14 protein-coding genes are annotated in these 15,550 nt (G+C 71.6%); 7 read left to right on the top strand and 7 right to left on the bottom strand.

The genetic code is table 11. The annotated features are described in order from the left end of the window. The 5 genes from D6689_17380 to D6689_17360 all read right to left on the bottom strand — a co-directional run. On the bottom strand, positions 1–546 hold a 546-nt coding region (locus tag D6689_17380; GenBank protein RMH39204.1), incomplete at its 3' end, for a hypothetical protein. Further along, entirely contained in the window at positions 543–2,477 is a 1,935-nt protein-coding gene (locus tag D6689_17375) for a hypothetical protein (protein ID RMH39203.1), read from the bottom strand. The genes D6689_17380 and D6689_17375, both read right to left, overlap by 4 nt. Beyond that, positions 2,468–3,199: a hypothetical protein gene (locus D6689_17370; GenBank protein ID RMH39202.1), complete on the bottom strand. Its 732-nt coding sequence runs from the start codon at positions 3,197–3,199 to the stop codon at positions 2,468–2,470. The genes D6689_17375 and D6689_17370 overlap by 10 nt, the downstream gene beginning before the upstream one ends. Then, positions 3,168–4,172, bottom strand: a complete 1,005-nt coding sequence (locus D6689_17365; GenBank protein RMH39201.1) for an ABC transporter ATP-binding protein — start codon at positions 4,170–4,172, stop codon at positions 3,168–3,170. Before D6689_17365 ends, D6689_17370 begins: the two co-directional genes overlap by 32 nt. Before the next feature lie 84 nt (positions 4,173–4,256). Continuing rightward, positions 4,257–5,684 (bottom strand): sigma-54-dependent Fis family transcriptional regulator, encoded by a 1,428-nt coding sequence (locus D6689_17360; protein RMH39205.1) that lies wholly within the window; start codon positions 5,682–5,684, stop codon positions 4,257–4,259. 152 nt (positions 5,685–5,836) lie between these two features. On the opposite strand from D6689_17360, the gene D6689_17355 reads away from it, so the two are divergent. From D6689_17355 to D6689_17345, 3 genes are all read left to right on the top strand, one after another. Continuing rightward, the gene (locus D6689_17355; GenBank protein ID RMH39200.1) at positions 5,837–7,096 is read left to right on the top strand and encodes an NAD(P)/FAD-dependent oxidoreductase; all 1,260 of its coding nucleotides are present in this window, start codon (positions 5,837–5,839) and stop codon (positions 7,094–7,096) included. 39 nt (positions 7,097–7,135) lie between these two features. Further along, positions 7,136–7,423, top strand: a complete 288-nt coding sequence (gene tusE, locus D6689_17350) for a TusE/DsrC/DsvC family sulfur relay protein (protein RMH39199.1) — start codon at positions 7,136–7,138, stop codon at positions 7,421–7,423. A gap of 75 nt (positions 7,424–7,498) precedes the next feature. Continuing rightward, positions 7,499–8,026 carry a hypothetical protein gene (locus tag D6689_17345; GenBank protein ID RMH39198.1) on the top strand — a complete coding sequence of 176 codons (528 nt, stop codon included), beginning with the start codon at positions 7,499–7,501 and terminating at the stop codon, positions 8,024–8,026. Between the two features lie 15 nt (positions 8,027–8,041). Here the strand turns inward: D6689_17345 and D6689_17340 are convergent, their stop codons facing one another. Beyond that, complete coding sequence (locus D6689_17340) at positions 8,042–9,136, bottom strand: PA0069 family radical SAM protein (GenBank protein ID RMH39197.1); 1,095 nt, start codon at positions 9,134–9,136, stop codon at positions 8,042–8,044. A 196-nt stretch (positions 9,137–9,332) separates the two neighbouring features. Here D6689_17340 and D6689_17335 point away from each other — a divergent pair, with 196 nt between their 5' ends. The 4 genes from D6689_17335 to D6689_17320 are packed head-to-tail and all read left to right on the top strand — an operon-like array spanning position 9,333 to position 14,605. Continuing rightward, a complete protein-coding gene (locus D6689_17335; protein ID RMH39196.1) occupies positions 9,333–11,000 on the top strand; it encodes a serine/threonine protein kinase in 1,668 nt (555 codons plus the stop codon). A gap of 46 nt (positions 11,001–11,046) precedes the next feature. Then, entirely contained in the window at positions 11,047–13,290 is a 2,244-nt protein-coding gene (locus D6689_17330; GenBank protein ID RMH39195.1) for a xanthine dehydrogenase, read from the top strand. Beyond that, positions 13,287–13,754, top strand: coding sequence for a (2Fe-2S)-binding protein (locus D6689_17325; protein RMH39194.1), 468 nt, complete (start codon positions 13,287–13,289; stop codon positions 13,752–13,754). The genes D6689_17330 and D6689_17325 overlap by 4 nt, the downstream gene beginning before the upstream one ends. Then, positions 13,682–14,605 carry a hypothetical protein gene (locus D6689_17320; protein ID RMH39193.1) on the top strand — a complete coding sequence of 308 codons (924 nt, stop codon included), beginning with the start codon at positions 13,682–13,684 and terminating at the stop codon, positions 14,603–14,605. The genes D6689_17325 and D6689_17320 overlap by 73 nt, the downstream gene beginning before the upstream one ends. Before the next feature lie 77 nt (positions 14,606–14,682). Here D6689_17320 and D6689_17315 read toward each other — a convergent pair. Further along, positions 14,683–15,550, bottom strand: an 868-nt coding sequence (locus tag D6689_17315) for an SGNH/GDSL hydrolase family protein (GenBank protein ID RMH39192.1), incomplete at its 5' end; no start/stop codon positions are given.

The raw sequence follows: 15,550 nt of genomic DNA, 5'->3' as shown, positions 1-15,550 counted from the left end.
GTTGCCGCCGTAGACGCGACCGCCGAGGATCAGGGTGTGACTGCCGGACTGGAAGTTCACCGTGAGCTGGGTCCCGGCGTCCTCGAGACCGTATTCCTTGCGCTGTTCGTCGGTGAGCGCGCCCAGCTCGCGCAGCGCCCGCATCGGCGCAAGCCCCTCCAGCAGCTTGTCGCCGGACTCCCCGACCGGGAACTCCTTGGTGGTGGTCTTGACCTCGGGCTGGGGCTCGGGCTCGGCCACGCCGGCGTCGCGCGCGCCCGCGCCGGCCTGGTCGCCGCCCGGCGCGGACTTCTTGGCGGGGATGATGGTCGTGCGCGTGGCGATGCCCCACAGATAGCTGCCCTGGTCATCGCTGCGGCGCTCGATGTGAATGGTGCGCTTGTCCTTGACGTCGTAGTCCACCGACACGATATCGGCCGGCCGTCCATCCCACAGTACGAACTGGGCGCGTTCGACTTTGACGGTCTTGTCGCGCGTCCACGTCTGGTAGGCGAACGCCGCCGTGGCGACGAGCAGAACGCCGTGGATGATCGGTCCGCGCTTCATGACTGCTTCCTCCGGCGGCGGCGCAGGCGGCGCACGCCGAGCAGGCCGGCGCCGAGCACGAGCAGCGGAGCGCCGGCGATCGTGGTGTAGAACCACACGACGTCCTTGTCCTTGGTGTGCTGAATCGGCACGTCCTTCTCGGATTCGACCTCGCCCGACCACTCCTCGTCGCCGCTCACCCACTTGAGCGCGTCGAGCACGAGGTTGCCGTTGAGCTGGATCTGCGCGAGTACGCCGTCGGACAACAAGTGAACGTCGGTGACGACGAAGGCGCGCATCCGCCGCGGCTGGTCGTCGCGCTTGGTCGCGTCCTTTTGGTCGCCTTCGCCGTCGCCCGAGTTGTTGTCGTCTGCCGGCTTCGGCCCCTCGATCGCGGCCATCAAGTTGTAGGCGGCGCGCTTTTCGCTGTCCGCGTCGAACTGGTAGTTGCGATTTTCGTCGCGGAACGTCGACGCCAGCGACTTGACGACGAACGTTCGCTTTGGCTTCTCGGCGGTCCACGCATCGCCCCAGTCTGCCTCGTCGAGCGACGCCGCGCCGAGCAGCAAGATGCCCGAGCCCGCGCGCGCTCGCGACAGCGACGTGATCGATGCGTGCGACGAGAACTGGTCGGTGACGATGTTCAACCGGTCCGCGGGGCTCCGGTCCTTGACCACGAACTGGCGGTCGTCGGCCAGCGGCGCCGAGTTCAGCTCGATGCCGAGGCGGTGGGCGAGCGGCCCGAGTTGGACCTCGGTGTTCGGTTCGAGCGCCATGAACACAGCGCCGCCCTTGGCCAGATACCGGTCGAGCGCGTCGAGCTCGGCGTCCATGAACGGCACCGTCGGGCCAAGGATCATCACGAGCGCCGCGTCGTCCGGCACGTCTTGCGCGAGCCCTTGCCGCAGGCCGAGGTCCTTGACCCGATAGTTGAGCATCGTCATCAGGTCGCGAATCGCCCGCACTTGCGAGAACGGATCGCGCACGCCCTTCGGACGCGCGTTCGGGTCGTTGAGTTCGCCGTGCCCGACCGTGAAGTACACCGTGCGCGCCGCGCGCGCGATTTTCATGAATGCCTTCTGGACTTCGCCGTCGAGTTCCCGCAGCTTGGCGCGCGCCCGGGCGATATCGTCGTCGAGCGTGATGTTGCGGTGCTGATCGCCCTTGACGAGGGTGACGATGCCGTCCTTGCTCACCCGGTACTTCTTGGCCAGCGCCGGGTCGACCATGCGGTCCTTGAGCTGGATCTCGACCTTGCCGGTCTTGGCGGCCAGCGCCGTGAAGTAGCCCTCGACCTCGTCCTTGACCTCGTTGACCGGAGGGAACCACAACAACACCTGGAGCTTGTCGTCGAGGCTCGACACCATGTTGACCGTGGCCGAACCCGGGGCGGACGTCTTGAAGTAGCTCACGTCCCACTTCGTGTCGCGCTCTTTGGCGATGAACACGGCGAGGAACAGGAAGCTGGCGACGACCGCCACGTCGAGGGCGGACACCGCCAGCTCGACGACGCGGAGCGCTTCGACGCGCGCCTCGTCGAAGTCGCTGCTCACCGCGGCGCGCGGCGATCCGATGGCCCACTGTGCCGCCAGCGCGGGCAACAGCGAGCACGCCAACAGGATCGGCCACGCCGCGCGCGTCGCGCTCCACAGCCGCGACGGCTCCGGCGCGATCAGGTCGCTGCCGAGGAAGTACAGGACGAGCGCGGCCACCGACCCAGCGTAGCCGGCCAGCAGGATGCCGTGGATGCGCCGCCGGTCGCCGCGCGAGCCGAGCCACGCCCACGCGCGCCACGCTGTCGCGATCACGGCGAAGCCGAATCCGGCGCCCGAGAAGACCGCGCGCCACACGCCGGTGTCGCCCAGCGGGCGCTCGCCGACGAAGACCGCCACGAGGGCGCCGAAGAACGCCCACGTGAGCCACCAGGGGCACCGCCGCGCGTTTACCGCCATCGCCGCGCCTCCAGCGTCTTGGTGGCGAGCACCAGGAAGAAGTAGATGATGGCCAGGTAGTAGACCACGTGTTGCAGGTGCACGATGCCGCGCATGAACGGCCAGTAATGTTTGTGCCAGATCGCGATGCCTTCGAAGACGCCCCGCAGCGGCGGCGACATCTCCTTGGCGAGGTAGTAGGCGAAGTACAGGGCGGCGGTGAGGATCCCGCCGACGACGGCCGCGATGAGCTGGTCGGGGGCGACCGCGGTGGCGAACATCCCGATCGCCAGGCACGCGGCGCCGAACAGCAACAGGCCGCTGTACCCCGCGACGACGTGCGCGAGCGAGATCTTGCCGTTGACGAGGATCAACATCGGCAGGTAGAAGCTCAGCAGGGTCGCACCGGCGAGGAAGGTGAACGCGGCGAAAAACTTGCCCGCGACGACCTCCGCTTCGCGCACCGGCGACGTGTTCAGCAACACGAGGCTGCCGGTCTGCCGTTCTTGCGCGACGAGCCGCAGCGACAGCACGAGGGCACCGACCGCGGTCGGCCCGCTGGCCCACATGAAGAAGTGGCTGAGGACCTCGCCGGACAGGCGCGCGCCGCCGCGCGGACCGAGGGCCTGTGTGTAAAACAGGATGCCCTGGATCAACAGCACCGCGGCGGAGACGATGTAGCCGGTCGGCGACTTGAGGTACGCGCCCAGCTCACGCCGATAGATGATCGCGGCTTTGCGCATCGGACCCTCCGTGGACGAGCTGCAGGAAGATGTTCTCGAGTTCGCGCTCGACCCGGTCGAGGCGGATCACGTCGTGCCCCGCCTCGACGAGGGCGCGGTTGAGAGCGGCTCTGACGTCGTCGGTGGCGGTGACATCGAACTCGATTGCGCCGTCGGTCACGCCGGTGGCCGTCACGCCGGTGACGCCCTCGACGCCCTCGACGCACTCGCGGATCGCCTTGGTCGCTTGAGACTGCGACGCGCTGGCGGCGTCGCGGTAGACCTCGCCGGACGGCCGCACCGCGACCAGGATGTGGCGGCTCGCGAGCACGTCGGCCGACAGGTCGGTTTCGCTGCCCGACCCGACGATCGTGCCGTTGCCGAGGACAAGCAGTCGGTCGCAGGTCTTGCTCACCTCGGTGAGGACGTGGCTCGACAGGATGACCGTGTGCTGGTCCCGCAGCGCGCGGATCATGTTGCGCATCTCCACGATCTGCACCGGGTCGAGGCCGCGGGTCGGCTCGTCGAGGATGAGCAGCGTCGGATTGTGGACGATCGCCTGGGCCACGCCGACGCGCTGGCGGTAGCCGTGCGACAGCGTGGCGATCAGGTCGTCGTGTACGTCGCGCAGGTGGGTGAGGTCCTCGACCTCCGGGATGCGCCGGCGGAGGTCCTCTTTGCCCATGCCCCGCAGGCGGCCGGCGAACGCCAGGTAGTCGCCGACGGTCATCTCCGGGTACACCGGCGGCGTCTCCGGCAGGAATCCCACCAGCTTGCGGACCTCGTGGGGATCGCGAACGGCGTCGATGTCGCCGACGCGCACGCTCCCAGAGGACGGGCGCAGGTCGCACGCGAGGATGCGCAGCGCCGTGGTCTTGCCCGCGCCGTTGAGACCCAAAAAGCCCACGCACTCGCCGTCTTCGATGTCGAACGACACCGGCCCGAGGGCGCGCTTGCCGCCGTAGAACTTCGCGAGATTCTGGACCTGAATCATGGGGATGTCCGCTCGCCGATCTAACACCGGCGTTTTTGCGGCGCAACCGGCCGACTCCGCGGAATATTCCCGCTCGCCCGCCGGCTACAGGCCGAGCGCGCGCATCTTGCGCCACAGCGTGGACCGGCTGATGCCGAGGGCCCGCGCCGTCGCCGTCCGGTTCCAGCGGTGGGCGTCGAGCGCGGCGCGCACGCGCGCGGCCTCGCCGGCGTCGGCCGTCGTCCGCCCGGTGGAGGCCGCCGCCGGCCGGGCGGGCGGACGGGCCGGGGGGGGCGGCCGCGCCGCCGGCGATGCGTCCCCGCCGGCCGCCTGCGCGGCTTCCGGCGCGGTGCACGCGGCCGCCCCGTGCCGTACCGTCTCCGGCAGGTCGTCGACGTGGATCGTCTGTCCCGTCGACAGCGCCACCGCATACTCGAGTGCGTTTTCGAGCTCGCGCACGTTGCCCGGCCAGTCGTACCGGGCCAGCGCCGCCATCGCGTCGGGCGCGAGCGCCACCTGGCGGCCGGTGCGCGCGCACACCCGGCCGAGCAGCGCGCGCACCAGCGGCTCGAGATCCTCGGGCCGCTCGCGCAGCGGCGGGATCGCGATCGGGATCACGCGCAGCCGATAATACAGGTCGTCGCGGAACGAGCCGTTGGCGACGGCCGATTCGAGGTCCACGTGCGTCGCGGCGATCACGCGGGCGGTAAACGGCCGCAGTCGCGTCTCGCCGACGCGGGGGAACTGGCGCTCTTGCAAGACCCGCAGCAGTTTGACCTGCAACGGAAGCGGCAGGTCTCCGATCTCGTCGAGAAACAGGGTGCCGCCGGCGGCGGCTTCCAGATGCCCCGCGCGGTCGCGGACGGCGCCCGTGAACGCGCCGCGCGCGTGGCCGAACAGCTCGCTTTCGAGTACTCCGGGCGGCAACGCCCCGCAGTTGATCGCGACGAACGGGCCGCGCCGGCGCGGCGACGTGGCGTGGATCGCGCGGGCGACGACCTCCTTGCCGGTGCCGCTTTCGCCCGTGATCAGCGTCGTCGCCTCGCTCTGGCGAAGCGCCTCGATGGTGCGCACGATCGCGAGCATGGCGGGGGACCGCGCGACCAGGCCCGCGGCGACCGCCGCCGCCGAGGCGTGCAGGTCGTCGTCCTGCTCGGCGGGCCGGACCACGATCAAATAGCGCGCGTCGGCCGGCGCGGCCGGCAGCTGACCTTCCCGCACGCCGGCCACCGTGACGGACACGAGCTGGGCGCCGGTGTGCGGGCAGTGCAAAAACGCGCGGCGGCCTTCGCGGCGCTCGCCCGGGGCGAGCCGTTCGACGCTGCCGTCGGGGGCGGCGAGCAGGCCCGGGCCGAGGAGCGCGTCGATCGGCTTGCCGGTCGCGCGGGCACACGCGCCGGCACACGCGAGCCGGTCGAGCGCGTCGCTCGCGTAAACGACCCGCCCGGTGGCGTCCGCGAGCAAGACCGCGCGTCCGAGGGCCGCGAAGGCCGCGTCCACGGCGGCCCACGACGGCGGAGTCGTCTGAAACATTTCGTCTCGCATTCGTGAATCGTAGTGTTTCACGGTGAAACGATGTGTTGCGACCGTTGGCTCGAAAAAATCAAGGATACACGTGATTTCAAATGGTTAGATTGTGGCCTCACCCTTGCGTTACCCGATGGCGACAACGAAGAGGTGACGCCATGAAGGAACTGGTCATCATCGGCGCGGGCACCGGGGGCACGACCCTCGCCAATCGAATGGTGCGCCGGCTGGACGCGGGCTGGCGGGTGACCGTGGTCGACCCCGAAACCGATCATCTATACCAACCCGGCCTGCTGTTCTTGCCGTTCGGCGCGCGCGACGAACACGGGCTCGTCCGACCGCGCGAGCGCACCCTCGACGCCGCGGTCCGTTGGGTCCGCGACGCCGTCGTCGCGGTCGACCCGGCCGCGCGAACCGTGCGGCTTTCGTCCGGCGACGCGCTCGCCTACGACTGGCTCGTCGTCGCGTCGGGGGCGCGCGTTCGCCCGGACCTGGTCGACGGGCTCACCGGGCCGGGCTGGCGGGACACGGCGTTCGACTTCTACACGCTCGACGGCGCGGTGGCGCTGCGCGCGGCGCTCGACCGGTTCCACGGCGGCCGGCTGGCGATCAACGTCGTCGAGATGCCGATCAAGTGCCCCGTCGCGCCGTTGGAGTTCGCGTTCCTCGCCGACGCGTACTTCACCCGCAAGGGGATCCGGGATCGCGTCGACCTGGTGTACGTGACGCCGCTCGACGGCGCGTTCACCCGCCCGATCGCGTCGCGGCTGCTCGGGGATCTGCTCGCCCGCAAGGGCGTCGAGGTCGTGTCGCAATTCAGCACGGGCACGGTCGACGGCGAAGCGCGCAAGCTGGTGAGCTGGGACGAACGCACCGTCGACTACGACCTGCTCGTGTCGATCCCGACGCACTCGGGCGCGGCGTGGGTGGAGCAGTCGGGAATCGGCGATGAACTCGCGTTCGTGCCGACCGATCCGCGCACCCTCGCGGCGCGGGACCACGAGCGGATCTTCGTCCTCGGGGACGCGACCGACGTGCCGGCATCCAAGGCCGGCTCGGTGGCTCACTTCGAGGCCGAGATGCTCGAGGACAACCTGCTGCGCGCGGTGCGCGGCGAGCCGCCCGAGCCGACGTTCGACGGCCACGCCAACTGCTTCGTCGAAACCGGGTTCGGCAAGGCGATGCTGATCGACTTCAACTACGACGTCGAGCCGCTGCCCGGTCGGTTCCCGCGACCGCACGTCGGCCCGTTCCGGCTGCTGAAGGAGAGCCGGATCAACCACTGGGGCAAGCTCGCGTTCCGCTGGGCGTACTGGAACCTGCTGTTGCCCGGCCGCGCGATCCCGGTGCCCGCCGCGATGTCGATGGCCGGCAAGGTGCCGCCCGACGAGGTCGAGGGCACCGATCTCGCGGCGTAGCCCGCCTGCGACGACGCGAACCAACGACAGGAGGATGTCATGACCGCTGTCACTGCAACCAACGATCAGGAATGGGTCAACGACTGGACGCCCGCGTATGCGGAGGCGCTCGCGCGGGCCGAGGGCCTCGAACTCACCCCCGAGCACTGGAAGCTGATCAATTTCGTCCGCGAGGACGCGATCGCGACCGGCAAGACGCCCGGGCTGCGCCGCGTGTCGAAGGAAACCGGTACGGGGATGAAGGACATCTACCGGCTGTTTCCCAAGGCTCCGGGCAAGCGGATCGCGCAGCTCGCCGGCGTGCCGAAGCCGAAGTCCTGCCTGTGACCGGCTCGCGCGCGGCGCCACCGTCTCGCCGGCGACCGTTTTGACTGCAACCAACACCATCCACGGGAGGGACCCATGACTGCCATCCACACCGACGCCGTTGCGAGCGAGGCCGGCCCCGGCGACCGTCCGGCCGCCGAACCGCCCCCGCGGCATCTCGCGATCATCTGCTCCAAGGGCAGCCTCGACATGGCCTATCCGGGCCTCGTGTTGGCGAACGCCGCCCGCATGGCCGGTCACGACGCGAGCCTGTTTTTCACCTTCTGGGGGCTGGACCTGATCCGCAAGGAGAAGGTGGACGATCTGCACGTGTCCACCGTGGGCAATCCGTCGCTGCCGATCCCGACGCTGGTCGGCGGCCTGCCCGGCATGGAGCACGTCACCAGCAAGATGATGCGCAAGAAGATGGCCGAACTCGACATCCCGCCCGTGCGCGAATTTCTCCAGATCCTCAAGGACTCGGGGGCGAAGCTGTACGCGTGCGAGCTGGCGATGCAGATGTTCGACGTCAAGCGCGAGGACTTGATCGACGAGGTCGATGACGTGCTGACGGCGATGGACTTCATCGACCTCACCGAGGGCGCCCAGATGCTGTTCGTGTGATGTCGTGCGCGGCGCTCAGCCGTCGAACAGCGCGAGCTGATCGCCGGCGCGCGGCGGGACGCGAAACTGGCCGGCGTCGAGCGGGGGCAGCTCCCGGTCGAGCCCGAGCCGGCGGGCGGCGACGTCGAACCGGCGCCGCAGCAGATCGGCGTACGGTCCGACGCCGCGCATCCGCGTGCCCCAGCGGCTGTCGTACAGCCGGCCGCCGCGCGCGTCGCGGATGCGGGCGAGCACGCGCGGCTTGCGCAGCGGGTAGTGGTCGTCCAGCCAGCCTTCGAACAGGTCTTTGAGTTCGTGCGGCAGGCGCACGAGGATCGTGCCGGCGGCGCGGGCACCGGCGGCGGCGGCGGCTTCGAGAATCGCTTCGATCTCGCCGTCGTTGATCGCCGGGATGATCGGCGACACGAGCACGCCGACCGGGACGCCCGCATCGGCGAGGGCGCGCACCGCGTCGAGCCGGCGGTCCGGAGTCGGCGCGCGCGGCTCCAGGCGGCGTGCGAGGTCGCGGTCGAGCGTCGTGATCGAGATCAGCGCGTGCGCCAGGCCGCGGCGAGCGAGGTCGGCGAGCAAATCGGTGTCGCGCAGGATGAGGTTCGACTTGGTGACGACGCCGACCGGATGGGCATAGGCGGCGAGCACCTCGAGCAGCGCGCGCGTGATGCGCAGCTCGCGCTCGGCCGGCTGGTACGGGTCCGTGTTGGCGCCGAGCGCGATCGGCTCGGGCCGGTACCCCGGCTTGCGCAACGCGCGCTCGAGCAGGCGCGCGGCGTCGGGCTTGTAGACGATGCGGCTTTCGAAGTCGAGACCGGGCGACAGGTCGAGGTAGGCGTGGGTCGGCCGCGCGAAGCAGTACACGCAGCCGTGCTCGCATCCCTTGTAGGGGTTGATCGACCGCGAAAACGGGACGTCCGGAGAGTCGTTGGTCGTGATGATCGACCGGCTGCGCTCCGGGGTGAGCTGCGTTCGGATCGGCGGCGCGGGCGCGTCGCTCGGGGTCCAGCCGTCGTCGACGGGCACGACGCGCTCGCTGGCGAAACGGCCCGCGGGGTTGGCCGCGGTGCCGCGGCCGGAGGCGGGGCGGTCCGTGCGAGGGCGGCGAGGGCCGTGCATGCGCGGAGCGTAGCAGTCGCGGCGGGCCGGCGGCGCCGGCGATGGGACGGCGAGGCTCTCCGCGCGCGGGGGTACCGCGGCCGGCGGAGGCGCGGGGCCGCCGCGACGCCGGCGCGGGCGGGCGCGCGGGCAGGGAACTTTTTATGTGCGCAACCTTCGTTCGTCATGAACGGCCGCGGCGCATAGAATCCGCTCCGTGACCTGGGTGGGCGGAGAGATGTTCGGTCGCTACCGGCTGCTCGAGCGCCTCGGCGTCGGCGGGATGGCGGAGGTGTTTCGCGCCGTCGCGGTCGGCCACGCGGGGGTGGAGCTGGAGGTCGCCGTCAAGCGCATGCTGCCTCACCTCGCCGACGATCCGTCGTTCGTTCGCCAGTTCGCGCGCGAGGCCAGGCTCGCGGCGATGCTCCGGCACCCGAACATCGTGCGCGTGCACGACTTCGGCAAGATCGGCGACATCCACTACCTCGCGATGGAGTACATTCGCGGGCAGACGCTGCTGGCGCTGCTGCGCGCGATGCGCCGCGTCGGGCCGCCGCCGCTGGGCGTGTCGATCGCCGTGCTGTCCGAGCTGTGCGAAGCGCTCGACTATGCACACGGCTTGCGCGGCCCCGACGGGCGGTCGCTGGGCATCGTGCACCGCGATCTGTCGCCGTCGAACCTGATGGTCGACGACGCGGGGCACGTGCGCATCATCGACTTCGGCATCGCGAAGGCGGCGACTGCCGACCTGCGCACGCACAGCGGCCTCGTCAAGGGCAAGACCGGCTACATGTCGCCCGAGGCGCTGCGCGCGCGCGACGTCGATGCGCGCTCGGATATCTTCTCGGCGGGGGTCATCGCCTACGAACTCGTGACCGGACGGCGGCTGTTCCCGATTCGCGACGACTACCAGACGCTCCGGCAGATCATGTGCGGGGCGGTGGAGCCGCCGTCGCGGCGCAGCGCCGACTGCCCGCCCGAGATCGACGCGGTGGTGCTGCGCGCGCTCGCGCCCGAACCGGACGATCGCTGGCAGACGGCGGGCGCCATGCGCGACGCGCTCGTCGACGTGGCGCTCCGCTTCCGCCTGCACCACAGCCCGCGGGACGTGGCTGCATGGGCCGAGCGCGTAGCGCGCGCGGAGGACCCGTCCGAGCGCGCTCCTTCGCCGCGCCGGTCCGCGACGGTCCCGTGGGGCGTCGGCGCCGTCGACGACCTCGAGGTCGACCTGGAGATCGTCGACGGCGACGCGCGCCTGGACACCGGCGACGACCCGACGCCCACCACACGCGGAGTGGCGCCGACCCGGCGGGCGCCCCGCGCCGCGCACGCGATGGCGCGGAGCCCACTCGGGGCCGCCGGCGTCCACCTGCCGCCGCGCGGGACCGACGGCGGGCGGGGCGGCACTCCGGCGTGGGACGCGGCTGCCGCCGGCCGAGCCGGTGCGCGCGGGGCGGCGGCCGCCGCGCCGGCGAACGCTCCGGAACCGCTACCGGCCGGCCGGCGAGCGCCCGGTCCAGCACAAGCGGCGGCGATCGACCCGGCCGCGCGGGGCCGCGTCGTGCTACACCCTGACGACGGCGAGGTCGTCACCGTGCTCGACCGGCGAGACAAGCCGCGCGATCTGCGCGCACTGCTCACGCCCCGCGCGACGCCCCCGACGCCGCGCCGATGGCCGAGGGCGAGCGAGCCGCCGCGCCGCGCGGCCGGCGCGGTCCCGTCACCGGTGCGGCCCGGCGCGAGCGGTGGCGTTTCGGTACACGCCGCCCGAGCGCGCGGAGGCGCGGTGCTCGCGCCGAGCCGGTGGCCGCGTTGGGCCGTGCTCGCGGCGGCCGCCGTCGCGGGCGCGCTCGCCGCGGCCATCGCGTTCGCGCTGGCCCACTGACGGCGGTCCGCGCCGACAGCGCGCGCGGTCGTGGTATGCACGGAGAATGTCTCGGGACAAGGCGACCGCGGCGGTCGGCGCGTCGATTCCCAAAGTGGACGGCGCGGCGAAGGTGACCGGCACCGCCCGCTATGTCGACGACCTGCGCGTGCCGGGCTGTTGGATCGGGCGCACGCTGCGCAGCGATGTGCCGCACGGCGTGCTCCGGGCGATCCGGCGCCGGCCCGGGTTCGACTGGGACGCCGTCGTCGTGGTGACCGCCGCGGACATCCCCGGTGCCAATGTGGTGGCGCTCATCGAGGACGACCAGCCGGCTCTCGTGCCGGTCGGCGGTCGCGTTCGCCACGTCGCGGAGCCGCTCGCGCTCGTCGCCGCGCCCACCGCGGAACTCGCCGCCGCCGCCCTGTCCCACATCGAGGTCGACATCGATCCGTTGCCGGCGATCCACACGATCGAAGCCTCGCTCGCCGGCGACGTACTCCTTCACGGCGACGACAACGTGTTTGCGCGCTACGAGATCCGCCGCGGTGGCGACATCGACGCCGCGCTCGCGTCGTGCGACGTGGTCGTCGAGGGCACGTACACGACGGGCGCGCAAGAACAGATGTATATCGAACCGCAGGGGATGATCGCGCAGTGGGACGGCGACGCCGTCCGCGTGATCGGCTCGATGCAGTGCCCCTACTACGTTCACAAGGCGCTGGTGCGGCTGTTCGGGACGACCGGCGACCGCGTGGTCGTGACGCAGGCGGTCACCGGCGGCGGTTTCGGCGGCAAGGAGGAGTATCCGTCGATGATCGCCGCGCACGCCGCGCTGCTCGCGCGCGCCGCCGGCGCGCCGGTCAAGATCGTCTACGACCGCGCCGAGGACATCGCCGCGACGACCAAGCGTCATCCCGCGCGCGTACGCCATCGACTCGGGCTGTCGCGCGACGGGCGCACCGTCGCGTGCGACGTCGACGTGGTGCTCGACGGCGGCGCGTACGTCACGCTGTCACCGGTGGTGTTGTCGCGCGCGGTGCTGCACGCGGCGGGGCCGTACCGGTTCGATCACGTGCGCGTGGTCGGCCGTGCGGTCGCCACGAACACGCCGCCGCACGGGGCGTTCCGCGGCTTCGGCGCGCCGCAGACCACGTTCGCCTACGAGCGGCAGATGGCGAAGGCCGCGCGCGCGCTGCAGCTCGACCCGATCGAACTGCGGCGGCGCAATATGCTCCGGGTCGGAGACGTCACCGCGACCGGCCAGACGCTCGAGTTCAGCGTGGGCAGCGAGGCCGTGCTCGCGGCGGTCGCGGCGCGCGCCGCCGACCCGGCTCAGCCGGCCGAGCGACTCGGCACGGCCGCCGGCGAGCAGCGCCGGGGCCGGGGAGTCGCGCTGTACTTTCACGGCGCGGGGTTCACCGGCAGCGGCGAGGCGCGGTTGCAGGGCAAGGCGACGGTGGCAACGACACCGACCGGTGGCTTCGAAGTGCGCGCCAGCTCGACTGACATCGGCCAGGGGGCGGTGACGACCTTCGCGCAGATCGCGGCGGCCGCGCTCGGCGTCGATGTGGCCCGCGTGACCGTCGCCGAGCCATCGACCGATCGCGTCCCCGACAGCGGGCCGACGGTGGCCTCGCGCACCTGCATGGTGGTCGGGCGCGTCGTCGAGCGCGCCGCCGCGACGCTGCGGGACCGGCTCGTGGCGTGGGCGGCGGAGCGGGGGATGGACGCGGGCGACTTGTGTGCCGTCGCCCGCGCGTACGCCGGCACGGCAGGAGAGGCGGCCGAGACGGTCACCTACGAGCCACCGCCGGGCATCCAGTGGGACGACGCGACCTACACGGGAGCCGCGTATCCGGTCTACGGCTGGGCCGCGTGTCTGGTCGACGTCGCGGTCGATCTGGACACCTACGAGGTGGCGATCGAGCGATGCGTGCACGCGGTCGACGTCGGCAAGGCGATCCACCCCCTCATCGTGAAGGGCCAGATCGAGGGGGGCACGCTGCAGGCGCTCGGCTGGGCGTTGTGGGAGCGAGTCGCGTACCGGGATGGCCGCGTGGTGAACGCGAGCATGACCGACTGCATCATCCCGACGTTCTGGGACGCACCCGAGATCGACACCATCTTGGTGGAGGAGCCGTACCCGTACGGGCCGCACGGCGCCAAGGGGGTGGGCGAGATTCCGATGGACGGGCCGGCCGCCGCGGTCGCCAACGCGATCGAAGACGCGCTCGGCGTCGCAATCGACGCCGTCCCGGCGCTGCCGGAGCGGATCGAGCGTGCGCTGCGCGCGAGGATGGCCGTATGAACATCTCATTCGACATCAACGGACGGCGCTGCGAGGTCGATGTCGACCCGCTCGACCGGCTGCTCGACGTGCTGCGCCGCGACCTGGGACTCACGGGCACCAAGGAAGGGTGCGGCGAGGGGGAGTGCGGCGCGTGTACCGTCCTCGTCGATGGCGATCCGGTCAACGCGTGCCTGGTCCCGGTCGCCCAGATCGCCGGCCGCGCGGTCGTGACCGTCGAGGGGGTCGCCGCCGACGGCGTGCTCGCCGATGTGCAGCGAGCGCTGATCGACCACGGCGCGGCCCAGTGCGGGATCTGCACGCCGGGCATCGTGCTGTGCGCGATCGCCGCGCTCGACCGCGAGCCCGGCGCGTCGCGCGCGCGCATCCGCGAGCTGCTCGCGGGCAACCTGTGCCGGTGTACCGGTTACCAGCGGATCGTCGATGCGGTCGCCGACGCACAGGCGCGACGGAGGGGGCGGTGACCGCGTACGTGCGCCCGCGGTCGCTGCGCGATGCGTTGCGAGCCCGGGCCGATCACCCGGACTGGCTCGTGCTCGCGGGCGGCACCGACGCGATGGTCGGGGCGGTGCGGCGGCCGCGGCCGCCGGGCGTGATCGACCTGTTCGGGCTGCCGGCGCTCACCGGCATCGATCGGACCGCCGAGGGGGCGCTCCGCATCGGAGCGGCCACCCCGTTTGCGCGGATCGCGCGGGATGACCGCCTGCGCGCGCATGCGCCCGCGCTCGCCGCCGCGGCCCGCGAGATCGGCGCCCTGCAAATCCAGGCGCGCGCCACCATCGGCGGCAACGTCGGCACGTCGTCGCCGGTTGGCGATTCGCTGCCGGTGCTGCTCGCGCTCGACGCGGCGATCGAAGTCGCGTCGGTCGACGGCGACCGGCTCGTGCCGTACGAGGAGTTCTGCACTGGCTATCGCCAGACCGCGCTGCGCGCCGACGAGCTGATCGTCGCGGTTCGCATTCCGGCCGCCGCGGCCGGTCTCCGCCAGTTCTGGCGCAAGGTCGGCACGCGGCGAGCGCAGTCGATCTCGAAGGTTGCGATCGCTGCGGCCGCGCGGGTCGACGCCTCGGGCGTGGTCACCAACGCGCGCATCGGGCTCGGCGCGGTGCGCGACCGGCCCATGCGCGCGCGCGCCGCGGAGGCCGAGATCATCGGCCAGTCTCCGACCGCGGAGATCGCACAGCGCGCGGCCGACGCCGCGCTCGCGGACATCGCGCCGATCGACGACGTGCGGTCGACCGCCGATTACCGGCGCACGGTTGCGGCCAACCTGGTGCGCCGGTTCGCGATGTGGCTCGCGCAGCCCGGAGCATGACCCGGCGGCGCGCGCGCCGAAACGGCGACGCGCCCGCGCCGCGGGCGGCGACGCGGGCGCGCGCACGGACGGGGCGGCTATGGCAGCAGTGCCTTCGCCAGCGCGAACGCGAACGCGCCAAAGTGCGCCTCGAAGCCCGCGCCGACCTCGTCTTCCGGCAAGCCGAGGTAGGCGACCGCGTCGCGGGTGCCGGCCGGGTGGGTGCAGTCGGAGCTGTAGTAGATCGGGTTGTCGTACTGGCCGGTGGTGTAGAGGAGGCCGGCGACGTCCGCGACCTCGGCGCCGTATTCGGCGGCGATCTGGCGGATGCGCGGGTTCATGCCGAGCACGGGCGCGCCGTTGGTCGCCGGGTCACCCTCGAGTACCGCGTCCGCGAACGCGGCCAGCGACGCGGGCGCGCACGGCGTCCCGTCCGGAAGCTGCCCGTACAGCGGGTTGTACTGGGTCTGCACCAGGATCGGTGCATCGGGGGCAACCTCGCGCAGCGATCCGAGAATGGTGCGCAGGTTGTCTTCGACCCCGGTGAGCGTGACGTTGAGTTGGTAAAAGCACACGCCGAGGTCGGCCGGATCGGTGCTCGTGCAATAGGGCAAGTACTGCGCCTGGAACGCGCGCAGGTCGTTGCCGCCGGCCTCGACCGTGATCACGGCGCCATGCTCGTACCGGGCGATCTCCTCGAGTGCATCGGGCAGCTGGTCGGCGGCGATCTCTCCCGAGGTCGCGCCGGGGACCGACAGGTTGTATTCGTCGACTTCGATGCCGAACACGTCCTCGAGCAGGTCGGCGAGTCGCGGGATGTGGTGGTTGTCCGCGAGGATCGGCTCGTTGGGCAGGCCGAGCAGGCCTGGATCGAGCGTATAGCCGAAGCTGATCGACGCCCCGAGGCTCACCAGCAGCAGCTCGCGATCGTTGTCGTGCCCCTTTTTGCCCTTCTTGCCCTTCTTG

Source organism: Deltaproteobacteria bacterium (genome assembly GCA_003696105.1).
Lineage (GTDB): Bacteria > Myxococcota_A > Polyangia > Haliangiales > J016 > J016.
The sequence above is the reverse complement of the archived record's forward strand: the minus strand, read 5'-3'. Positions and strand labels throughout refer to the sequence as shown.